Source organism: Mesorhizobium sp. f-mel, assembly GCF_053850215.1.
On record NZ_JBSPTO010000002.1, the window covers coordinates 213,152 to 235,392 of the forward strand.

Annotated in this window: 22 protein-coding genes and 1 riboswitch; of the genes, 8 read left to right on the top strand and 14 right to left on the bottom strand. The window is 64.1% G+C overall.

What is annotated here, in order from left to right:
* Positions 1 to 3 precede the first annotated feature (3 nt).
* From nuoK to ACWUKX_RS05125, 13 genes are all read right to left on the bottom strand, one after another.
* Positions 4 to 312, bottom strand: coding sequence for an NADH-quinone oxidoreductase subunit NuoK (gene nuoK / locus ACWUKX_RS05065; RefSeq protein ID WP_029352048.1), 309 nt, complete (start codon positions 310 to 312; stop codon positions 4 to 6).
* A gap of 1 nt (position 313) precedes the next feature.
* A complete protein-coding gene (locus ACWUKX_RS05070) occupies positions 314 to 934 on the bottom strand; it encodes an NADH-quinone oxidoreductase subunit J (RefSeq protein WP_029352049.1) in 621 nt (206 codons plus the stop codon).
* Positions 935 to 1,169: 235 nt separating this feature from the next.
* Positions 1,170 to 1,661: an NADH-quinone oxidoreductase subunit NuoI gene (gene nuoI, locus ACWUKX_RS05075; RefSeq protein ID WP_023798861.1), complete on the bottom strand. Its 492-nt coding sequence runs from the start codon at positions 1,659 to 1,661 to the stop codon at positions 1,170 to 1,172.
* Positions 1,661 to 2,704, bottom strand: coding sequence for an NADH-quinone oxidoreductase subunit NuoH (gene nuoH, locus ACWUKX_RS05080; protein WP_023798860.1), 1,044 nt, complete (start codon positions 2,702 to 2,704; stop codon positions 1,661 to 1,663). The genes nuoI and nuoH overlap by 1 nt, the downstream gene beginning before the upstream one ends.
* A gap of 2 nt (positions 2,705 to 2,706) precedes the next feature.
* Positions 2,707 to 4,788, bottom strand: coding sequence for an NADH-quinone oxidoreductase subunit NuoG (nuoG, locus tag ACWUKX_RS05085; protein WP_455841365.1), 2,082 nt, complete (start codon positions 4,786 to 4,788; stop codon positions 2,707 to 2,709).
* Between the two features lie 75 nt (positions 4,789 to 4,863).
* The gene (locus tag ACWUKX_RS05090) at positions 4,864 to 5,553 is read right to left on the bottom strand and encodes an NADH-ubiquinone dehydrogenase (RefSeq protein WP_456004498.1); all 690 of its coding nucleotides are present in this window, start codon (positions 5,551 to 5,553) and stop codon (positions 4,864 to 4,866) included.
* A gap of 99 nt (positions 5,554 to 5,652) precedes the next feature.
* Positions 5,653 to 6,957 (bottom strand): NADH-quinone oxidoreductase subunit NuoF, encoded by a 1,305-nt coding sequence (gene nuoF, locus ACWUKX_RS05095; protein ID WP_095518577.1) that lies wholly within the window; start codon positions 6,955 to 6,957, stop codon positions 5,653 to 5,655.
* 10 nt (positions 6,958 to 6,967) lie between these two features.
* Positions 6,968 to 8,044 (bottom strand): NADH-quinone oxidoreductase subunit NuoE, encoded by a 1,077-nt coding sequence (gene nuoE, locus ACWUKX_RS05100; protein ID WP_456004501.1) that lies wholly within the window; start codon positions 8,042 to 8,044, stop codon positions 6,968 to 6,970.
* The gene (locus ACWUKX_RS05105) at positions 8,045 to 8,425 is read right to left on the bottom strand and encodes a hypothetical protein (protein ID WP_456004503.1); all 381 of its coding nucleotides are present in this window, start codon (positions 8,423 to 8,425) and stop codon (positions 8,045 to 8,047) included. It lies immediately after the preceding gene.
* Complete coding sequence (locus ACWUKX_RS05110; RefSeq protein ID WP_456004506.1) at positions 8,422 to 9,612, bottom strand: NADH-quinone oxidoreductase subunit D; 1,191 nt, start codon at positions 9,610 to 9,612, stop codon at positions 8,422 to 8,424. The genes ACWUKX_RS05105 and ACWUKX_RS05110 overlap by 4 nt, the downstream gene beginning before the upstream one ends.
* On the bottom strand, positions 9,613 to 10,215 hold the full coding sequence (locus tag ACWUKX_RS05115; protein WP_095518580.1) for an NADH-quinone oxidoreductase subunit C: 603 nt from the start codon (positions 10,213 to 10,215) through the stop codon (positions 9,613 to 9,615).
* A 5-nt stretch (positions 10,216 to 10,220) separates the two neighbouring features.
* Positions 10,221 to 10,802 (bottom strand): NuoB/complex I 20 kDa subunit family protein, encoded by a 582-nt coding sequence (locus tag ACWUKX_RS05120; RefSeq protein ID WP_027156092.1) that lies wholly within the window; start codon positions 10,800 to 10,802, stop codon positions 10,221 to 10,223.
* Positions 10,793 to 11,158, bottom strand: a complete 366-nt coding sequence (locus ACWUKX_RS05125; protein ID WP_029352062.1) for an NADH-quinone oxidoreductase subunit A — start codon at positions 11,156 to 11,158, stop codon at positions 10,793 to 10,795. The genes ACWUKX_RS05120 and ACWUKX_RS05125 overlap by 10 nt, the downstream gene beginning before the upstream one ends.
* Before the next feature lie 336 nt (positions 11,159 to 11,494).
* On the opposite strand from ACWUKX_RS05125, the gene ACWUKX_RS05130 reads away from it, so the two are divergent.
* The 8 genes from ACWUKX_RS05130 to ACWUKX_RS05165 all read left to right on the top strand — a co-directional run bounded on the left by ACWUKX_RS05130 (position 11,495) and on the right by ACWUKX_RS05165 (position 21,495).
* The gene (locus tag ACWUKX_RS05130) at positions 11,495 to 12,694 is read left to right on the top strand and encodes a winged helix-turn-helix domain-containing protein (protein ID WP_456004509.1); all 1,200 of its coding nucleotides are present in this window, start codon (positions 11,495 to 11,497) and stop codon (positions 12,692 to 12,694) included.
* A 29-nt stretch (positions 12,695 to 12,723) separates the two neighbouring features.
* Positions 12,724 to 12,927, top strand: a riboswitch (cobalamin riboswitch).
* Positions 12,928 to 12,965: 38 nt separating this feature from the next.
* A complete protein-coding gene (locus ACWUKX_RS05135) occupies positions 12,966 to 13,397 on the top strand; it encodes a DUF1636 family protein (protein ID WP_456004512.1) in 432 nt (143 codons plus the stop codon).
* Positions 13,394 to 14,431 carry a cobalamin biosynthesis protein CobW gene (cobW, locus tag ACWUKX_RS05140; protein ID WP_455841374.1) on the top strand — a complete coding sequence of 346 codons (1,038 nt, stop codon included), beginning with the start codon at positions 13,394 to 13,396 and terminating at the stop codon, positions 14,429 to 14,431. The genes ACWUKX_RS05135 and cobW overlap by 4 nt, the downstream gene beginning before the upstream one ends.
* Positions 14,432 to 14,449: 18 nt before the next feature.
* Positions 14,450 to 18,004 (top strand): cobaltochelatase subunit CobN, encoded by a 3,555-nt coding sequence (gene cobN, locus ACWUKX_RS05145; RefSeq protein WP_456004515.1) that lies wholly within the window; start codon positions 14,450 to 14,452, stop codon positions 18,002 to 18,004.
* A complete protein-coding gene (gene cobG, locus ACWUKX_RS05150; protein ID WP_456004518.1) occupies positions 18,001 to 19,344 on the top strand; it encodes a precorrin-3B synthase in 1,344 nt (447 codons plus the stop codon). The genes cobN and cobG overlap by 4 nt, the downstream gene beginning before the upstream one ends.
* A 2-nt stretch (positions 19,345 to 19,346) precedes the next feature.
* Entirely contained in the window at positions 19,347 to 19,979 is a 633-nt protein-coding gene (locus ACWUKX_RS05155; protein WP_456004521.1) for a precorrin-8X methylmutase, read from the top strand.
* Positions 19,976 to 20,734: a precorrin-2 C(20)-methyltransferase gene (locus ACWUKX_RS05160; RefSeq protein ID WP_456004523.1), complete on the top strand. Its 759-nt coding sequence runs from the start codon at positions 19,976 to 19,978 to the stop codon at positions 20,732 to 20,734. The genes ACWUKX_RS05155 and ACWUKX_RS05160 overlap by 4 nt, the downstream gene beginning before the upstream one ends.
* The gene (locus ACWUKX_RS05165) at positions 20,731 to 21,495 is read left to right on the top strand and encodes a precorrin-3B C(17)-methyltransferase (RefSeq protein WP_456004526.1); all 765 of its coding nucleotides are present in this window, start codon (positions 20,731 to 20,733) and stop codon (positions 21,493 to 21,495) included. The genes ACWUKX_RS05160 and ACWUKX_RS05165 overlap by 4 nt, the downstream gene beginning before the upstream one ends.
* Here ACWUKX_RS05165 and ACWUKX_RS05170 read toward each other — a convergent pair.
* Positions 21,459 to 22,241 (bottom strand): cobalt-precorrin-6A reductase, encoded by a 783-nt coding sequence (locus tag ACWUKX_RS05170; protein ID WP_456004528.1) that lies wholly within the window; start codon positions 22,239 to 22,241, stop codon positions 21,459 to 21,461. The two genes, ACWUKX_RS05165 and ACWUKX_RS05170, sit on opposite strands and share 37 nt — an antisense overlap.

A 22,241-nucleotide genomic window follows, 5' to 3' on the forward strand; every position in this document is an offset into this window, starting at 1 on the left:
CCGTCAACCCTTCATCATGTTCACGTCTTCGACCGCGATCGAACCGCGGTTGCGGAAGAAGACGACGAGAATGGCGAGGCCGATCGCCGCTTCAGCTGCTGCGACCGTCAGCACGAACAGCGCAAACACCTGTCCGACGAGATCGCCGAGTGCTGCCGAGAAGGCGACGAAATTGATGTTGACCGCGAGCAGGATCAGCTCGATCGACATCAGGATGACGATGATGTTCCTGCGGTTGAGAAAAATGCCGAACACGCCGAGCGTGAACAGGATCGCCGATACGGTCAGATAGTGCGCGATGCCGACGATCATCTCAGATTCCCTCGCCCGTCTTGACCTTGCGGATTTCCATTCCCGTTGCCGGCGTGCGGCCAACCTGGGCTGAGATCGACTGCCGCTTGATCCCCGGCTTGTGGCGCAGCGTCAGCACGATAGCGCCGATCATGGCGACCAGCAGCACAAGCCCTGCAATCTGGAAATAGTAGAGGTAGTCCGTGTAGAGGATGTCGCCGAGCGCTGCCGTGTTCGAGCGCGCGGCAAGGTCCGGAATGGGCTTCGAAACCGTCGCGGCCAGTTGCGGCGCGAACGTATAGCCGCCGAGCACCACGATCAGCTCAGCCGCCAGGATCAGCCCGACCAGCGCGCCGATCGGCGCATATTGCAGGGCGCCTTCCTTCATTTCGGCGAAATCGACGTCGAGCATCATGACGACGAACAGGAACAGCACCATGACCGCGCCGACATAGACGACGAGCAGGATCATCGCCAGGAACTCGGCGCCGGTCAGCATGAACAGGCCCGCAGCGTTGAAGAAGGTCAGGATCAGGAACAGCACCGAATGCACGGGATTGCGCGCCGAAATGACCATGAACGCCGACGCCACCGCGACAAAGGCGAAGAGGTAGAAAAAGGCCGCCTCTAGTCCATTTAGCATGGGTTCCCCCGGGGTTCCTGTCGGACCGGCTTTCGCCCTGTCCGTTGTGTGCTTCGTTCCGCCTCCGGTGCCGAAGCCGCGTGTTCCTAGCGCATGTTCCGATCGGGTTGAAAGACCCGATCGAAAGAAACATGCGCCACTCTCTTACTTCGGAGGATGATCTTTGTCCGAAAAGTCTGCAACTTTTCGGGATCATCCCCTGAACGAGGCCTCTCGCCCGTCCATGCGTCAAATGTCAGCGATACGGCGCATCCAGCGAGATGTTGCGCGCCAGTTCGCGCTCCCAGCGGTCGCCATTGGCCAGCAGCTTGTCCTTGTCGTAATAAAGTTCCTCGCGCGTCTCGGTGGCGAATTCGAAATTCGGCCCCTCGACGATGGCGTCGACCGGGCAGGCCTCCTGGCAGAAGCCGCAATAGATGCACTTTACCATATCGATATCGTAACGCACCGTGCGGCGCGTGCCGTCGTTGCGGCGCGGGCCGGCCTCGATGGTGATGGCCTGCGCCGGGCAGATCGCCTCGCACAATTTGCAGGCGATGCAGCGTTCCTCGCCGTTCGGATAGCGGCGCAGCGCATGCTCGCCGCGGAAGCGCGGGCTGGTCGGCCCCTTCTCGTGCGGATAGTTGATCGTCTCCTTCGGCGCGAAGAACTGGCGCATCGACAGGAAGAAGGCGCTGACGAAGTCCTGCAAGAGCAGAGACTTGGCGGCTTGGGCTAGAGCGGACATCACGCAAACCCCGTGATCTTGAGGAACGCGGCGACGATCACCACCATCGCCAGCGAGATCGGCAGGAAGACCTTCCAGCCGAGCCGCATCAGCTGGTCGTAGCGGTAGCGCGGCACGAAGGCCTTCACCATGGAGATCATGAAGAACACCAGGCAGACCTTGAGCACGAACCAGATCAGACCCGGCACCCAGGTGAAAGGAGCGAAGTCGAAGGGCGGCAGCCAGCCGCCGAGGAACAGGATGGTGGCCAGCGCGCACATCAGCACGATGGCGACATACTCGCCGAGGAAGAACAGCAGGAACGGCGTCGACGAATATTCGACCATATGGCCGGCGACGAGTTCCGATTCGGCTTCGACAAGGTCAAAAGGCGGGCGGTTCGTTTCGGCCAGCGCGGAGATGAAGAAGATGACGAACATCGGGAACAGCGACAGCCAATGCCAGTCGAGGAAGGTGTTGGGCAGGCCAACCCGCGTGCCCAGCCCATCCTGCTGCGACAGCACGATGTCGGACAGGTTGAGCGAGCCGACGCAAAGCAGCACGGTGACAATGACGAAGCCGATCGAGACCTCGTAGGACACCATCTGCGCCGCCGAGCGCAGCGCGCCGAGGAACGGATATTTCGAGTTGGACGCCCAGCCGCCCATGATCACGCCATAGACCTCGAGCGAGGAGATGGCGAAGACATAGAGGATGCCGACATTGACGTTGGCGATCGCCCAGCCCTCGTTGACCGGGATCACCGCCCAGGCCGAGATCGCCAGCACTGCCGAAACCAAAGGCGCCAGCAGAAAAACGCCCTTGTTGGCGCCGGACGGAATCACCGGCTCCTTGAACACGAACTTCAGAAGGTCGGCGAAAGCCTGCAGCGTGCCCCATGGACCGACGACGTTCGGGCCGCGGCGCAGCTGCACCGCCGCCCAGATCTTGCGGTCCGCGTACAGGATGTAGGCGACGAAGATCAACAGCACGACGATCAGCACGACCGACTTCAACAGGATGAGCAGCGCCGGCAGCACGTAGAAGGAGAAGAAGGTGTCCATGCTTATTCCGCCGCCTGCCTGAAGCCGTTTTTCGCCAGCGCCGAGCATTCCGCCATCACGGCGGAAGCCCGCGCGATCGGGTTGGTCAGGTAGAAATCCTTGACCGGCGAGGTGAAGGCGCCCTTGTTCAGCCGCCCGCCAAGCTTCGCCACTTTGGCGACATCGTCAACGTTGCCGGCCGCCACCTGGTCGATGCGGGCAAGATGCGGGTATTCCGAATAGAGTTTCGCGCGAAGCTGCGGCAGCGAATCGAACGGCAGCTTCTTGCCCAGCACATCCGACAGCGCCCGCAGGATCGCCCAGTCCTCGCGCGCATCGCCCGGCGCGAAGCCGGCACGGTTGGTCTGCTGCACGCGGCCCTCGGTGTTCACGTAGGTGCCCGATTTTTCGGTATAGGCGGCGCCCGGCAGGATAACGTTGGCGCGGTGCGCGCCCTGATCGCCATGCGTGCCGATATAAACGACGAAGGCGCCGCCGGTCTTGGCCATGTCGATCTCGTCGGCGCCGAGCAGGAACAGCACGTCCATATCGCCCAGCATTCCGGCGACGTTTTTGCCGCCCTCACCCGGCACGAAGCCGACATCGAGCCCGCCGACACGCGCCGCCGCAGTGTGCATCACGGCAAACCCGTTCCAGTCGGCCCTCGCGGCATTGACGGCGGTGGCGAGCTTCGCCGCCTGGCCGAGCACGGCCGCGCCATCCGAGCGTGCCAGCGCACCCTGGCCGACGATAACAAGCGGATGCGTCGCTTTCTTCAGCACCTGGAAGAACTTGCCGTTGCCGTCGGCCAGATCCTTCAGGGATTCCGTTCCGGCGCCGAGCTGCTCATAGTCGTAGCGCGTGTCGCCGACATCGCCGATAACGCCGACCGGCAGGTTGCCGACCCGCCAGCGCTTCCGGATGCGGGCGTTGAGCAAGGACGCCTCGAAGCGCGGATTGGCGCCGATGATCAGCACCGCGTCGGCCTGCTCGATGCCCTCGATGGTCGGGTTAAAGATATAGCTTGCCCGGCCGAGCGACGGATCGAGCGCGGCACCGTCTTGGCGGCAGTCGGTGTTCTTCGAGCCGAGCGAGGCCATCAGCAGCTTCAGCGCATAGATCTCCTCGACGGCGGCGAGATCACCTGCAATGGCGCCGATCTTGTCGGGTGCAGTGCTCGACACCGCTTCCTTGATCGCGGAGAAAGCCTCGGCCCAGCTTGCCGGGGCCAGCTTGCCGTTCTTGCGGACGTATGGCCGGTCGAGGCGCTGGGTGCGCAGGCCGTCCCAGATGAAGCGGGTCTTGTCGGAAATCCACTCCTCGTTCACCGCCTCGTTGGTGCGCGGCAGGATGCGCATCACTTCGCGGCCTCTGGAATCGACGCGGATCGCCGAGCCGACAGCATCCATCACGTCGATGGATTCGGTCTTGGTCAGCTCCCACGGCCGTGCCTGGAAGGCGTAGGGTTTGGAGGTCAGCGCGCCGACCGGGCAAAGGTCGATGACGTTGCCCTGCAGTTCTGAGGTCATCGCGCTTTCTAGGTAGGTGGTGATCTCGGCGTCCTCGCCGCGGCCGATCAGGCCGAGCTCGGAAATACCGGCAATTTCGGTGGTGAAGCGAACGCAGCGCGTGCAATGGATGCAGCGGTTCATGATCGTTTTGACCAGCGGCCCGATATACTTGTCTTCGACCGCCCGCTTGTTCTCGTGATAGCGCGAGGAATCGACGCCGAATGCCATCGCCTGGTCCTGCAGGTCGCACTCGCCGCCCTGGTCGCAGATCGGGCAATCCAGCGGATGGTTGATCAGCAGGAATTCCATCACGCCTTCCCTGGCCTTCTTGACCATCGGCGTGTTGGTAAAAATTTCCGGCGTTTCGCCATTCGGTCCGGGGCGCAGGTCGCGCACGCCCATGGCGCAGGACGCCTGCGGCTTGGGCGGACCGCCCTTCACCTCGATCAGGCACATGCGGCAGTTGCCGGCGATCGACAGCCGCTCATGGAAGCAGAAGCGCGGCACTTCCGCGCCGGCGTCCTCGGCTGCCTGCAGCAGCGTGTAGTGGTCGGGTACAGTAATCTCTTTCCCGTCGACCTTGAGCTTTGCCATGTCGTCTCAAACCCCTGCGGACATTCCGCAATCTTTCTTTCCGGGGCGCAACCGAAACCGCGCCCGGCATTGAATTCAATGTTTGGCCGCGGCCAGCACCGCCGCCTGGCCAAGCCAGTCGTCGCGCTCGATGCGGCCCTTGAATGACAGATAATCGTCGACCCAGGCGATCTCTTCCGGCGTCCATGCCGCGATCTGGCCGTAGGTCCAGATCCCCAAGCCGTTCAGCACCTCTTCCAGCTTCGGCCCGATCCCCGATATCGCCTTGAGGTCGGCCGGATTTGCCGGACGATCCATGGCCTTGGGCTGCTTGAAGTCCTCGGGCATCAACCCGGTCGGCGCGGCAGCCGCATCCACCACGCTCCGTGTATTATCCATGCTGCTCGCCGCTATGTCATTCACGTTCCTGGCGAAGGACTGCGCATCGGCGATCAGGGTTTTCGTCGCCGCGCGCGCCTTGGTCGAGGAGCTTGTCCCTGTCCCGGAAAAGCGTTCGACCCTGGCATCGAAATCGTCGGCGATCGGCTGGAAAAGCCGCTGCGAGGCCTGGGCGGCGCCCGAGAGCACGCCGATCCACACCCCAAAGGCATGATTGGCAAGCCCGAAGCCGAGCGCCGACAGCGCCGCTGCACCCGCGACAGGGTGCGCCAGGAGATTGACGGCGCTGGCCATCTCCTTCGGCATCATCCTGGTCAGGTCCTGGTTCATCTTCTCGAACGGGTCCAAATCTGGCATCAAATGATCGGGTCTCGAATTCAGCGACATAGGTGGTCTCCTGGTCGTTTCTTCCGTATGCCCCGGCCTGTTTCCTCAAATCGGGCGTTTGCCCGTATTTCATTTGGGCGTTCGCCCGTATTTTCTTGTTTATTCCGCCGCAACCATCACCGGCTCTGCGCGGTGCGCGTTGCGCGAAAACTCGTCGATGCGCCGCTCCACCTCGCCGCGGAAATGCCGCATCAGGCCCTGGATCGGCCACGCCGCCGCGTCGCCCAGCGCGCAGATCGTGTGGCCTTCGACCTGTTTGGTCACGTCGAGCAGCATATCGATCTCACGCTTCTGCGCCTCGCCGCGCACCAGCCGCTCCATCACCCGCCACATCCAGCCGGTGCCTTCGCGGCACGGCGTGCATTGGCCGCAGCTCTCGTGCTTGTAGAAGTAGGAAAGCCGCGCGATCGCCTTCACGATATCGGTCGACTTGTCCATGACGATGACAGCCGCCGTGCCGAGGCCCGATTTCAGGTCGCGCAGCGCATCGAAATCCATCGGCGCGTCGATGATCTGCTCCGCCGGCACCAGCGGCACCGAAGCGCCGCCCGGAATGACCGCCAGCAGATTGTCCCAGCCGCCGCGAATACCGCCGCAATGCGTCTCGATCAGCTCGCGGAACGGGATCGACATCGCCTCTTCGACGGTGCACGGATTGTTGACGTGGCCGGAGATGCAGAAGAGCTTGGTGCCGACATTGTTGGGCCGGCCGAAGGACGAGAACCAAGCAGCGCCGCGGCGCAAAATGGTCGGCGCCACCGCGATCGACTCGACATTGTTGACCGTCGTCGGGCAGCCATAGAGGCCGACATTGGCTGGAAATGGCGGCTTCAGCCGCGGCTGGCCCTTCTTGCCTTCGAGGCTTTCGAGCAGCGCCGTTTCCTCGCCACAGATATAGGCGCCGGCGCCATGGTGCATGTAGATGTCGAAGTCGTAGCCGGACGTGTTATTCTTGCCGATCAGCTTGGCCTCATAAGCCTCGTCGATGGCGCGCTGCAGCGCCTCGCGCTCGCGGATGAACTCGCCGCGCACATAGATGTAGGCGGCGACCGCGCCCATGGCGAAGCCGGCGATCAGGCAGCCCTCGACCAGCGTGTGCGGGTCGTGGCGTAATATGTCACGGTCCTTGCACGTGCCGGGTTCGGATTCGTCGGCATTGACGACGAGATAGCTCGGCCTCCCGTCGCTCTGCTTGGGCATGAACGACCATTTCAGCCCGGTCGGGAAGCCGGCGCCGCCGCGGCCGCGCAAGCCGGATGCCTTCATCTCGTTGACGATCCAGTCGCGCCCCTTGGCGATGATGCCAGGCGTGTTGTCCCAGGCGCCGCGCGCCATCGCGCCGGCCAGCGACTTGTCGAAGCGGCCGTAGATGTTGTTGAAGATGCGGTCTCTGTCCTGAAGCATTGTTCGTTCCTCAGACCGGTTTCTTGCCGGTGGGCCGATTCTTGTCCATGAGCGACGGCTTGGCCGGCTTGGCGGCTACCTTCTTGCCGCCAGCGCCCAACGGCGCATTCTTCAATTCCGGCGCCTTGAACGCAGCCGCTGGCTCAGCCTTGGCCTTGGGACCGCTGCGCTGTTTCGAAACCTTTTCGACCTCCGGCGCGGCCTTGTTGGCGTTGGCCGCCGAATGCCGCGGTGCGGCGACGCTCGCCGCCTTTTCCGTCTCTGGTGCGACCTTCGTCGGGGAAGGCGATCTCAGCGCCGGGCTGGTTTCGGGCGCATCGGTCTTTGGCTTGCTGGCTTTCGATGGCGCGACAGGGGGAGCCGGCACCTGTGTGGCCGGAGCCGCCGGCGTTGCGACAATTGCCGCTGGCGCGGCCTCCCTGGCAGCCTTGGCGGCTGCCTTGGCTTCCCTGTCGCGGGTCGTCTTCAGGATCGCCTTTTCGCTCTTCAGCGTCGTCAGGCCGGTGATCGGCTCGGAGGTGATGCGGCCGTTCTGCGGGCCCGGCGTCACCGAGGCGCCCTTGCCGGCGTCGTAGAGATCGATGATCTCGGCAAGCCGCTCCGGCGTCAGGTCCTCGAACGTGTCCTTGAAAATCATCACCATCGGCGCGTTGACGCAGGCGCCAAGGCATTCGACCTCCTCCCACGACAGCGTACCCTTGTCGTTGGTGTGGAACTGGTCGTGATGGATCTTCGAGCGGCACACGTCCATCAGCGCTTCCGAGCCGCGCAGCATGCAGGGCGTGGTGCCGCAAACCTGGATATGCGCGCGGGTGCCGACCGGATTGAGCTGGTACTGCGTGTAGAAGGTCGCGACTTCCAGCCCACGGATGTAAGGCATGCCGAGCATATCGGAGATCGTCTCGATCGCCGCCTTGGTCACCCAGCCTTCCTGCTCCTGCGCCAGCATCAGCAACGGGATGATCGCCGACTGCTCGCGGCCCTTCGGATACTTCTTGATCCATTGCTTCGCCGTTGCCGCATTCGCCCGGTTGAAGGCGAAGGCGGCTGGCTGGAGGCTGGCTTCTGCGAGACGGCGGACTGACATTTAGTTTTGAACTCTGCTGTAGCAGTCGAAATAAAAGCGAGGGTCGGAGCTAGCCAAAACGTCGGAATTCACTTGTTTTCCGATCGTTTCCCAAGCGGTGTCGACGTAATCGCGATATTCGCGGTACCGATCCGAACAATCCGTGCCAAGTGCCACCTTCCAATCTGGATATTCCGCATCGGCATGGAGATACCAACCCGAATACAAGCTCCACAACCTGCCGTTTGCGGCGATACCACAAACGACTTCAGTTTTTGTGCCCTCAGGTCTGCAAGACACCAGATAGTTCTGCGGCGAACTGCCCCAAGCAGCAAGCGCTCCCATGCCGGCGACACCGGCTGCAAAGCCGGTCGCAACGTGCAGAGCGCCGCGTGCTTTCACCGATCCACCTCCCCGAAGACGATATCGAGTGAACCCAACACGGCGGTGACGTCGGCCAACATGTGGCCACGGCACAAAAAGTCCATGGCCTGCAGATGCGCGAAACCGGGCGCCCGCAGCTTGCAGCGATAGGGCTTGTTGGTGCCGTCGGAGACCATATAGACGCCGAACTCGCCCTTCGGCGCTTCAACGGCCGCATAGACCTCGCCCGCCGGCACGCGGTAGCCCTCGGTGTAGAGCTTGAAGTGATGGATCAGCGCTTCCATTGAGCGCTTCATCGCCGCGCGCTTTGGCGGCACCACCTTGCCGTCGAGGTTTGACACCGGCCCCGCACCTTCCTTGCCGAGCAGCAGGTCGACGCACTGGCGCATGATCTTCGCCGACTGGCGCATCTCTTCCATGCGCACGAGGTAACGGTCGAAGCAGTCGCCGTTCTTGCCGATTGGAATGTCGAAATCCATCTCGGCATAACATTCATAGGGCTGCGACTTGCGCAGATCCCAGGCGACGCCGGATCCGCGCACCATGACGCCGGAAAAGCCCCACGCCCAGGCATCGGCCAGCGAGACCGTGCCGATGTCGACATTGCGCTGTTTGAAGATGCGGTTGCCGGTCAGCAGTGCGTCAAGATCGTCGAGCGATTTCAGGAACGGGTCGATCCAGTTGCCGATATCCTCGACCAGCTTCTGCGGCAGGTCCTGGTGGACGCCGCCGGGCCGGAAATAAGCCGCATGCATGCGCGAACCGCTGGCCCGCTCATAGAATACCATGAGTTTTTCGCGCTCAACGAAGCCCCACAAGGGCGGCGTCAGCGCGCCGACATCCATCGCCTGCGTCGTCACATTGAGGATGTGCGACATGATGCGGCCGATCTCGCAATAAAGCACGCGGATCAGCTGTCCGCGCTTCGGCACTTCGATGCCGAGAAGTCGCTCGGCGGCAAGCGCGAAGGCATGCTCCTGGTTCATCGGCGCGCAATAGTCGAGCCGGTCGAGATATGGCACCGCCTGCAGATAGGTTTTGGCTTCGATCAGCTTTTCAGTGCCGCGATGCAACAGCCCGATATGCGGATCGACGCGATCTACGACTTCGCCATCAAGCTCCAGCACGAGGCGCAAAACGCCATGCGCCGCCGGATGTTGCGGGCCGAAATTGATGTTGAAGTTGCGAACGGAGGTTTCAGCCATTTACTGCTTTGCCTTCTCATCCCCCGGGAGCACGTAATCCGTACCTTCCCACGGAGACAGAAAATCGAAATTGCGGAATTCCTGCTTCAATTCCACCGGCTCGTAGATGACCCGCTTGGCCTCGTCGTCGTAGCGCACCTCGACGAAACCGGTCAGCGGAAAATCCTTGCGCAGCGGATGACCCTCGAAGCCGTAATCGGTCAGAATCCGCCTGAGATCGGGATGGCCCGAAAACAGCACGCCATAGAGATCGTAGGTTTCGCGTTCGAACCAGTCGGCGCCCGGAAACACACCGGTGATCGATGGCACCATCGTCTCTTCGTCGGCCTGCACCTTGAGCCGGATGCGAACATTCTGCTTCGGCGACAGCAGATGATATACGACGTCGAAGCGCTTGGCCCGCGACGGATAATCGGCGCCGCACACATCGATGATCGAAATGAACTGGCATTTTTGATCGTCGCGCAGGAAGGTTATCACCTCGATCAGATCGTGCGGCTCGACAGAGATGGTGAGTTCGCCATAGGCAAGCACCGCCTCGCCGATCCGGCCGTTCAGCTTCTCTCCGAGATAGGTCGAGAGTTCACTCAAGGACTGGCTCATGCCGCTCACCGTTCGATCGTGCCGGTGCGGCGGATCTTCTTCTGCAGGAGAAGAATGCCGTAAAGCAGCGCTTCCGCACTCGGCGGGCAGCCGGGCACGTAGATGTCGACCGGCACGACGCGGTCGCATCCGCGCACTACCGAATAGGAATAATGATAGTAGCCGCCGCCATTAGCGCAGGAGCCCATAGAGATGACGTAGCGCGGCTCCGGCATCTGGTCGTAGACCTTGCGCAGCGCCGGCGCCATCTTGTTGGTCAGCGTGCCGGCGACGATCATGATGTCGGACTGGCGCGGAGACGCGCGAGGAGCAACACCGAACCTCTCCGAGTCATAGCGCGGCATCGAGGTGTGAATCATTTCGACCGCGCAACAGGCGAGACCAAAGGTCATGAACATCAGCGAGCCGCTGCGCGCCCAGGTGATCAGCGCCTCGGTGGAGGTGACGAGAAAACCCTTGTCGGCCAGTTCGTTGTTGATCTCGAGGAAGAATGGATCATTCGCCCCCACCGGCTTCCCGGTGCTGGGGTCGAGAATGCCCTTCGGCTTCGGCGCGACGAGCGTGCCGGAATTGTCGCTCAATCCCATTCCAGCGCTCCTTTCTTCCATTCATAGGCAAAGCCGATGGTCAGCACCGCCAAAAACACCATCATCGACCAGAAACCGAGCATGCCGATCTGGCTGAAAGACACGGCCCACGGGAACAGGAAGGCCACTTCCAGATCGAAGATGATGAACAGGATCGACACCAGGTAGAAGCGGATGTCGAACTTCATGCGGGCGTCGTCGAACGAATTGAAGCCGCACTCATAGGCGGAAAGCTTTTCCGGATCTGGGTTGCGGAAGGCCACCAGGAAGGGGGCGGCAAGCAGCGCCAGGCCGACGACCAGCGCCACGCCGATGAACAGGACGATGGGCAGGTACGAACTCAACAATGCGTTCATGCTGCAGCTTTCCGTTGGCGGCCAATCCACTCTGATTACAGCACCGGACCCACTTGCGGAAGCGTGACAGTTTAACCACTGAACCGTTTTAGGAGGCTCTATGCTGCAACGCGGCGAGGGTTAGCGCAGCGCTTTCGGCGAAGCAAGTCAAACCTTGTTCAAAACACGGTGCCTGGACGGCATATCCGGATAAACTGGTCCGATCCGCTCCTGTTTGATTTCTTTCAACTTTCACTCCAGTTTTCTCTCCTGACATAGATGCCGCCAAAACCCTGCTAGCATGGCGCGGAATCATCGTCCAAACCTTGGGTCGAACGCCAACAGAGTGCCGTCTGCATGAAGGAAAAAATCTCGCTCGCCATGGCCCGGCGCATCGCGCTTGCCGCACAGGGGTTTGCCGATCCTCGCCCTAACAGCACGCCTGATCGCCGCCATCTGGCCCGCGTCCTTGCCCGCACCGGCCTGCTGCAGATCGATTCCGTCAGTGCGGTGGTGCGTGCTCACTATATGCCGCTCTATTCGCGGCTTGGCCCCTACCCGCTTGCGCTGCTCGACAACGCCGCCGTGACGCGCAAGCGCAAAGTCTTCGAATATTGGGCGCATGAAGCCTCCTTTCTGCCGGTCGAGACCTATCCACTGATGCGCTGGCGCATGGAGCGGGCCGAGCGCGGCGAGGAAATGTATAACGGGCTGGCCAAGTGGGGCCGCGAACGCGCCGCCTACATTGAAGACATCTATCGCGAGGTCGTTCAACGCGGCCCGATCGCCGCTTCCGCCCTGGAAGGCCAGAAAGGCTCGGGCGGCTGGTGGGGCTGGAGCGATGCCAAGCACGCTTTCGAATGGCTGTTCTGGGCCGGCCGCATCACCACGGCGTCGCGTCGTGGCTTCGAGCGGCTCTACGATCTGCCGGAGCGCGTGCTGCCGCCTGCGATACTTGCCCTGCCAGTGCCCTCCCCTGAGGATGCGCACCGCGAATTGCTGCGCATTTCCGCCCGCGCCCACGGGGTCGCGACGGCGGGCGACCTGCGCGATTATTTCCGCCTCTCTCCAGCCGACATCAAGGGCCGGATTGAGGAACTAGTCGACGCCGGCGATCTTTTGCCCGTACGCGTCGAAGGCTGGGACAAGCCTGCCTATCTTTACAAGGACGCCCGTTTTCCGCGCAAGATCAAGGCGCGTGCGCTGCTCGCTCCGTTCGATCCCGTCGTCTTCGAGCGGGCGCGCACGGAAAGACTGTTCGACTTCCGCTATCGCATCGAGATCTACACCCCCGTCGAAAAGCGCCAGTACGGCTATTATGTGCTGCCGTTCCTGCTCGGCGAAAGGATCGTGGCGCGCATCGACCTCAAGGCCGACCGCCCCGCCGGCGTGCTGCGCGTCCATGCCGCCTATGCCGAGCCCGGCGCCCCGCCGAAAACCGCCGCCGAACTCTTCGAGGAGTTGAAGGTGATGCAGGGTTGGCTGGGATTGGAGCGCATCGACGTGACTCCGGCCGGCGACCTGGGTTCGGCTCTCGCCAACATTGCCGCATCGTAGACGTGCGTTGACACGACTGCCTGCACAGGCCTAAATCCAATCCAGACGGTCTCCTCTCGGCAAAGGGAGGAGCCAAGAGGGAATGCGGTGCGAAATTCCGATTTCAAATCCGCGGCTGTCCCCGCAACTGTAAGCGACGAGCCAAGGCCGAAAACCACTGGGACGGTCCCGGGAAGGCGGCACCAAGGCGATGACGCGCGAGCCAGGAGACCTGCCGTCTAGGACAAAAGAATCCGATCGCCTGGCGGGTTTTCCGGGCAAGGAGCCTGATTTGGAACGCGACAGCAGTTTTTCGGCTGAGACAGCGGACGTATTGCCCGATAGTGATCCCCTGGCCGGCATCACGGTGATTGTCTGCGCCTCCTGCCGTGACGAGACCGGCTCCGACGCCCATCCCCGCGCCGGCGAATTGTTGGCCGAAGACACGCGCCGCGCCGCCTCCGGCGAAAATATCCGTATCCGCAGCGTCGAATGCCTCGGCAACTGCAAGCGCCGGCTGAGCGCCGCGATCCTGCGCGACGGCTGCTGGAGCTACGTCTTCGGCGACCTGACCACGACAAGCGGCGCCGATCTCGTCGCTGGCGCAAAGCTCTTCGCCACCTCGACGGACGGCCTCATTCCGTGGCGCGGCCGCCCCGATTGCCTGAAGCGCGGCCTCATCGCCCGCATCCCTCCCCTCGACCTTTTGAAGGATCAGATATGACCGCTTCCGTCTCCCGCGTGCCCTGCACCGTCGTCACCGGCTTCCTCGGCGCCGGCAAGACGACGCTGATCCGCCATCTGCTCGAAAACGCCGGGGGCAAGCGGCTGGCCATCATCGTCAACGAGTTCGGCGACATCGGCATCGACGGCGAGATCCTCAAGGGATGCGGCATCGACACCTGCCCCGAGGAAAATATCGTCGAGCTGGCCAATGGCTGCATCTGCTGCACCGTCGCCGACGATTTCGTCCCGGCGCTCGACCAGATCCTGTCGCTGACGCCGAAGGTCGACCATATCCTGATCGAAACCTCTGGGCTGGCTCTGCCCAAGCCGCTGGTCCAGGCCTTCCAGTGGCCGTCGGTGAAGAGCCGGGTGACCGTGGACGGGGTCGTCGCCGTGGTCGACGGACCGGCGCTGGCCGAAGGCCGCGTCGCCAACGACATGGACGCCCTGCAGGCGCAGCGCGCTCAGGACGAGACGCTCGACCACGACGACCCGGTCGAGGAGGTGTTCGAGGACCAACTCGCTTGCGCCGACCTGATCATATTGTCGAAGAGCGACTTGATGGACGCCGCCGGTTCGGCCCGCGCCAATGCCATCATCGGCGAGCACACCGCGCGCGCCGTCAAGATCGTGCCGACCTCGCAAGGTAAGGTCGATCCGTCTGTGCTGCTCGGCCTCGGCCTTGCCGTCGAGGACGACATCGAGAACCGCAAGACCCACCACGACGACGAACTCGACCACGAGCATGACGACTTCGATTCCTTCGTCATCAACATTCCGTCGATCGCCAATCCCGATGAGCTGGCTTTGCGTGTCGCCACGGCGGCGGAGGAAGAGAACGTGCTGCGCGTCAAGGGTTTCGTCGACGTCGGCGGCAAGCCGATGCGGCTGTTGCTGCAGGCTGTCGGTCCGCGCGTCAATCACTATTACGACCGCGCCTGGACCGCTGAGGACGACCGCCGTTCGCGTCTCGTCGTCATCGGTCTGAAAGGGCTGAACCGCCCGGCCATCGAGCGTATCCTCGCCGGCTGACCCCAGGCACGAGCCGCGATGCACATCCTCACCACAACATCCGCCTCGCTCGACGATCTCGCCGAGCCCGTTGATCTCAGGCAGACGCCTGCGGATGTCGTGGCGCTGTCCTTCACCGACAGCGATCTGGCCGGGCTGGCGGCGGCGTGGAAAACGGATGCGGATCGCCTGCCGTCGATGCGCCTTGCGGCTTTACGCGACCTGCGCCATCCCATGTCCGTCGACCTCTGGATCGACAGCGTCGCCCGCCACGCCAGGGTTATTTTGGTTCGCATTCTCGGCGGCTATGACTGGTGGCGCTATGGCTGCGACCAGCTTGCCTCGACCGCGCGCGCACGCGGCATAAAACTGGCGCTGCTGCCCGGCGAGAGCCACGACGAGGATCTGCGGCTGATCGAATGCTCGACGCTGCCCCGCGAAGAGCTCGACGGTCTGCTCAACTATTTTCGCGAGGGCGGCCCGGCCAACATGACAGCGCTGGTGCATCGGCTGGCCCGGCTGGCGGGATCGGACATGGCGGTCGCGGAGCCGGTCAGCGTGCCGAAGGCGGGCTATTATGAGCCGGGACGCGGTGTCGTCCCCCTCCCCCTCGAGGGGAGGGTCCGGCCGCAGGCCGGGGGTGGGGTCCTCTCTGAAGTGCGCCGACACCCTGAAGCGCTTCGACAGAAAGAAACGTCGCGCACTGCCGCAACGACCCCACCCGGCCCTGCGGGCCACCCTCCCCTCGAGGGGGAGGGATACGCCGCGCCTGTCATTCCCATCCTGTTCTATCGCTCGATGCTGCTCGCCGCCGATGTCGCGCCCATCGACGCTCTTTTTGAGGCGCTGAGCGCGCGCGGAATGGCCCCCGTCCCCATCTTCGTCTCCAGCCTCAAGGACCCAGCATCGCTCGCCTTCGTCGAAACCGCGCTCGCAGCGCTCAACCCTGCCGCGATCATCACCGCGACGGCTTTCGCCTCCGGCGCCGAGCCCGGCGTCGAAACCCTGTTCGACCGCGCCGGCGTGCCGGTCTTCCAGGTCATCGTCGCGACGACTCGTCGTGACATCTGGCAAAACAATCAGCGCGGGCTGGCGCCCGCCGACCTCGCCATGCATGTCGTATTGCCGGAGCTCGACGGCCGCATTCTGGCCGGCGCCATTTCCTTCAAAGGCGAGAGCGAAACCGACCCGGCACTGGCCTTCCGCGCCTTCGCCAACCGGCCGGAGCCGGACCGCGTCGCGCAGGTGGCGAACCGTGTCCAAGCCTTCATCCGCCTGCAGCGCACGCCGCGCGCGGAACGCAAGCTCGCCATCCTGATCCCCGACTATCCGAGCGCACCCGGCCGCACCGGCTACGCCGTCGGCCTCGACGTGCCGTCCAGCGTGCTGGCAATGCTGCACGACTTGAGCGAACAGGGCTACGCCGTTGAAGAGATTCCGCAAACGCCGCGCGCGTTGCTGAAGATGCTGGAGCGCAGCGAAGGTGGATTGGGACTAGGGGACTATCTCGACCTTTCGACGGAATTGCCGGCTGAGGCAATAGCTGCCGTGACGGCCGCGTGGGGGAATGCGGCAGATGAGACAGGTTTGTGCGACGCACCCCCCTCTGTCCTGCCGGACATGCCCGGCAGGACAGAGGGGGGTGTTCAAGCGCCCACCACCGCAAATTTCCCCTTCCGCGCCGCCAGCTTCGGCAACATCACCGTGGCGCTTGCGCCTGACCGTGGGCGCTCACTCGACCGCCGCGCCGACTACCACGACCCGACATTACCGCCGCGCCATGCGTTGATCGCCTTCGGTCTTTGGCTGCGCAAATCGGTCGGTGTCCATGCCCTCATCCATGTCGGCGCCCACGGCACACTGGAATGGCTGCCCGGCAAGACCGTTGCGCTCAGCGAAAACTGTTTTCCCGAGATCGTGACTGGCCCCCTGCCCGTCATCTACCCGTTCATCGTCTCCAACCCGGGAGAGGCAGCACAGGCCAAGCGGCGCATTGCCGCCGTAACGCTTGGCCATCTGCCGCCGCCGCTGACCGGCGCCGGGCTGGATGAGAGCCAGCACCAGCTTGAACGGCTGGTCGACGAATATGCCCAGGCCGACGGGCTCGACCGCCGCCGCCGCGATCGCCTGGCGAAACTGATCGTCGAAACCGCGCAAACGACCGGCCTCGCCTCCGAAGCTGGCGTCGCCGGAACCGACGCTCCCGACGAAGCGCTGCGCCGCATCGACGCCTGGCTCTGCGACCTGAAGGATTTCGCCATCAAGGACGGCCTGCACATCTATGGCCGCTCGCCCGGGGGCGAAACCGATCCTTTGCGCAAGCAAAGTGCGGCGGCTGAGAAAGCAGCGCTCCTCGCCGCCCTCGACGGCCGCCATGTCGCCGCCGGCCCTGCCGGTGCCCCGGCGCGTGGCCGACGCGATGTGCTGCCAACCGGCCGCAATCTGTTCACATCAGATCCACGCACCATGCCGACGCCGACGTCCTTCGATCTCGGCAGGGCGGCGTCCGACGAGGTCTTGCGCAGCTACATGCAATCGCATGGCGACTGGCCGCGTTCGCTGGTCATCGACCTCTGGGGCTCGGCGTCGCTGCGCACCGGCGGCGAGGAGATCGCGCAAGGCCTGGCGCTGATGGGCTGCCGGCCGCAATGGGATTCTGCCACCGGCCGCGTCACCGGCATCGAGGTGCTGCCGCCGGCCACGCTTGGCCGCCCGCGCGTCGACGTTACCTGGCGCATATCAGGCCTGTTTCGCGACATGTTCCCGACCCAGATCGCCCTGATCGACGCTGCCGCGACTGCTGTCGCGGCCCGTGACGAAAACGCGTCCGAAAACCCGCTTGCGGCAAAAACCCGCGCGGATGGGAAGATCAGCCCGCGCATTTTCGGCACCTCGCCCGGCACCTACGGCGCCGGCGTCGAGCAGTTGCTGTCGAGCGGCGACTGGGCCGCGCGCGAGGAGATCGGCCGCGCCTATCTCGACGCCACCTCGCATGCCTATGGCGGCGCCGAGGGCGAAGGGATTTCGGCGCCCGGGGCATTCGAGGATCGTATCGCCGAGGCCGACCTTCTCGTCCATACCGGAGACGACCCTGGCCGTGACATTCTCGAAGGCTCCGCCGATGTCGCCTTCATCGGCGGCTTTTCGGCAGCACTAGCCGCACTCGGCAAGAACGCGGACGTGATCGTCCTCGACACCACGGACGCGCAAAAGCCGAAGCCGCGCTCCGTTGGCGAGGCGGTGTCCCGCGTCGTGCGGGCGCGGGCCGTAAACCCGCGCTTCATTGCCGGCCAGATGCGCCATGGGCCGCGTGGTGCTTCGGAATTCGCCGAAACGGTCGACCGGCTGGTCGGCTTCGCTGAGACCACCCATGCCATATCGGGCACGCTGATCGAGGTCGTGCACGACGCCTATCTCGGCGATCCCGTGGTTCGCGCCTTCATCTTGCGCGAGAACCCTTCCGCCGCGAAGGTGATCGCCGAGCGGTTTCTGTCGGCGCGGAGGCGCGGTCTCTGGCATCCGCTGCGCAATTCCATCGATGACGATCTCGCCGCACTGATCGCCGAGGCCCAGGCGCTGGGGGTGGCCGCATGAACGCCTTCTCACGTCGCGGTGCCTGCCCCGCTTTGTCCGCGTCGATGCAGACCGGCGACGGGCGTCTGGTGCGGCTCAATCCGGTCGCCGGAGGACTCTCGCCGAAGTCCTTGCTCGGACTCGGTGAATCCGCCTTGCGGCATGGCAACGGCATCATGGAAGTGACCGCACGTGGTAGCCTGCAGATACGCGGCCTGACGCCGGCAAGCGCCCGGCTGCTGGCGGTGGAGGTCGATGCAATGGGTATCGCCGTACGCACCGGCGTGCCGGTCGAGACCGGGCCGCTTGCGGGGCTCGATCCCGAAGAGATCGCCGATCCGCGCCCGCTGGCGGAGCGGATTCGGGCGGCAATCGAGGACGCCGGGCTGGTACAGCGCCTCGGGCCGAAGGTTTCGGTAATCGTCGATGGCGGCGGGCGGCTGACCATGGATGCGGTCTCGGCCGATGTCAGGCTGGCTGCGATGCGGATTGATGCGGGTGTCCAGTGGCTGGTAGCCGTTGCCGGCGACAGGCAGAATGCGACGCCGCTCGTCATGGTAGAGGAAGATGCGGCGCGTGATATCGCCGTCGCGATTCTGAGAATGGTTGCCGAAAAAGGCCGTGAAGCCCATGCAAGGGATTTGTCGGAGAGGCAGCTAACATCTCTCGCCAGTTGGCATTCCTTCGCGCCCGCGAAGGATCGCCTTCCTCTCACGGCCGCGCCAGCTCCTTCGCCAATCGGCCTATTCCCTCTCGGCGGTGATGCAACCGCCCTCGGCATCGGCCTGCCCTTCGGCAGCATGCCGGCGCAAAAACTCATCGACCTCATACAACAGGCCTTCGCCCTTGGCGCCATCGAAGTTCGCCTGGCGCCGGGCCGCGCGCTGCTATTCCTTGGTCTTCAGTTGTCCGGCTGCACTTCCCTGAGAGATGCCGCCGCCACCCTCGGCTTCGTCACCGACGCTGCTGATCCGCGCACCAGGATCGCCGCTTGCCCCGGTGCGCCGGCCTGCGCCTCCGGCCGGATCGCGACGCGCGACATCGCCGAGACCATCGCTGCGGAAGACCGCGACATCCTCGACTCCTCGCTCACGCTTCATATTTCCGGCTGCGCCAAGGGCTGCGCGCATCCCGGCCCGGCGGCGCTGACGCTGGTCGGCGGCGAAAACGGAGCCGGTCTTGTCGTGGACGGGACGGCAAAGGCCCTTCCTGCCGGATACAGGCCAGGCTATGACGCCGCGCGCGGCGTTGGCCGCATTGCGGCAGCGATCCGCGAAGCACGACTTCGAGGCGATACCACCGCCGCCTGCCTGACAAGGCTTGGCGCGGCCGGTATCGCCGAACTCTATCGACAGGAATAAACATGGCCGCCTACGACTATATCCATGACGGCACGGCCATCTATGAGCGCTCCTTCGCCATCATTCGCGCCGAGGCCGACCTGTCGCGCTTTTCCGATGCCGAGGCCGATGTCGCCATCCGCATGATCCATGCCTGCGGCCAAGTCGAGGCCAGCAGGCACTTTGTTTTTTCCAGTGATTTCGTCGCCGCCGCACGCACGGCTTTGGCGGGTGGCGCGCCGATCTTCTGCGACGCGGAGATGGTCTCGCACGGTGTCACCCGCGGCCGGCTGCCGGCCGGTAACGAGGTGATCTGCACGCTGCGCGATCCGCAAACGCCTGACATCGCGAAAAAGATCGGCAACACACGCTCCGCTGCAGCCATAGACCTGTGGGGCGAACGCATGGCCGGTTCGGTCGTCGCCATCGGCAATGCGCCGACAGCACTTTTCTACCTGCTGGAAAGATTGCGCGACGGCGCGCCGAAACCGGCTGTTATCATCGGCATGCCGGTCGGTTTCGTCGGTGCTGCCGAATCGAAGGATGCGCTGGCCGAGAATTCCTATGGCGTGCCCTACGCGATCGTGCGCGGCAGGCTTGGCGGCAGCGCCATGACGGCCGCCGCACTCAACGCACTGGCGAGGCCGGGTCTGTGAACGCGATTGCAAAAGGCAGGCTTATTGGCGTCGGCACCGGTCCCGGCGACCCCGAGCTGCTGACGCTCAAGGCCGTGCGCGCGCTGACCGAGGCCGACGTGGTCGCGCATTTCGCCAAGCGCGGCAACAACAGCAATGCGCGTGCCATCGTCGGCGCGCATTTTCGTCCTGATTTGATAGAGTTGCCTCTGCTGTATCCCGTGACCACCGAAATCGACAAGGAGCACAGCGATTACCGGTCGCAGATAGCGGATTTCTACGAAGAGTCGGCCGAAAAGGTCGCCGTGCATCTCAGCGCCGGCAGGATGGTCGCGGTGCTTTCGGAAGGCGACCCGCTGTTCTACGGCTCCTACATGCATCTGCATGTCAGGCTGGCGCACCGCTTCCCGACCGAGGTCATTCCCGGCGTCACCGCCATGTCCGGCTGCTGGTCGGCGACCGGAACGCCGATCGTCCAGGGCGACGATGTATTGACCGTGCTGCCGGGCACGATGAGCGAATTCGAGCTGACCCGCCGCCTCGCCGACACCGATGCCGCCGTCATCATGAAGGTCGGCCGTAACCTGCCCAAGATCAGGCGTGCACTGGAAGCGACCGACAAGCTGGCGCGCGCCGTCTATGTCGAGCGCGGCACCATGCCGGGCGGCGTTTCGATGCGGCTGGCCGACAAGCAGGACGACAAGGCGCCCTACTTCGCCATCGTGCTGGTGGCCGGCTGGTCAGGCCGGCCCGCCGCATTGGGAGCCGAAACATGAGCGGCCGCCTGACCGTCATCGGCCTCGGACCAGGCAATGCCGACCAGGTGACGCCGGAGGCAAGCCGCGCCGTCGCCGAGGCAAAATTCTTCTACGGCTACAAGCCCTATCTCGACCGGCTCGATCTGCGCCACGACCAGACCCGCGTCGCCTCGGACAATCGCGAGGAGCTGTCCCGCGCCAGGGACGCGCTGGTAAAGGCTGCGCAGGGCCACGCTGTCGCCGTCGTCTCGGGCGGCGACCCCGGCGTCTTTGCCATGGCAGCGGCCGTCTGCGAGGCGATCGAGGCCGGCCCGGCCGAATGGCGTGCCGTTGACGTCACGATGCTGCCGGGCATCACCGCAATGCTCGCGGTCGCTGCCCGCATCGGTGCACCGCTCGGCCATGATTTCTGCGCCATCTCGTTGTCCGACAATCTAAAACCCTGGGACCTGATCGAGCTGCGGCTGCTGGCGGCGGCGGGCGCTGGCTTCGTCATCGCGCTCTACAATCCGATCAGCAAGGCGCGCCCCTGGCAGCTTGGCCGCGCCTTCGAATGCCTCACGGCGATCTTGCCCGGCACCACGCCGGTCGTCTTCGGCCGCGCCGCCGGCCGTCCCGACGAGCGCATCGAGGTGTTTTTGCTGGCGGAAGCCGATGCGGAAAAGGCCGACATGGCGACCTGCATCATCATCGGCTCGCCGGAAACCAGGATCATCAAGCGCGGCGAAAAACCGGCGCTGGTCTACACGCCGCGTTCGGCGGCGGGCCCAAGAAAATGACTGACCAGAAAATGATCGACCATCGCGTTAAGCGCTTCGACGGTTTCCGCCGACGGGACATCCGGCAGCGTCGACCTACGGATCATGACCACCTCGATGCCGAGCGCCCGCGCTGCGGCGATCTTGCCGTAGGTCGCCTCGCCGCCGCTGTTCTTGGAAACGACGACGTCGATGCGGTGTTCCAGAAGCAGTGCACGTTCGTCGGCTTCCCGGAACGGCCCGCGCGCCAAGAGATAGGTCGCATCGGGCACAGCGAGCCTTGGCTCGACCGGATCGACGCTGCGGATAAGATAGTGATGTTGGGGTGCGGCCTCAAAAGCGGCGACCTCCTGCCGCCCGAGCGCCAGGAAAACGTGGCGTGGAGCCGACCCCAGCGCCGTCACCGCGCTGGCAACACTGTCGACCAGCGTCCACCGGTCGCCTTCGGCAGGCTCCCAGCCCGGGCGCCTGAGCGCAATGATCGGCACGCCGGCCTCATGCGCCGCTTCCGTGGCATTGGCGGAGATTTGCGCCGCATAGGGATGCGTGGCGTCGATCAGCAGGTCGATGTGGGTCTCGCGCAGAAATGCCGCCAGCCCGGCGGCACCACCGAAACCACCCGTACGGGTGGGCACGTCTTGCGCGACAGGATTTTCGGTGCGGCCGGCCAGCGACAGCGTGAGCGACACATCGGTGCGCGCGACCAGCTTTCCCGCCAGTTGCCGGGCTTCGGTGGTTCCGCCGAGGATCAGAATACGGTGGGTCAT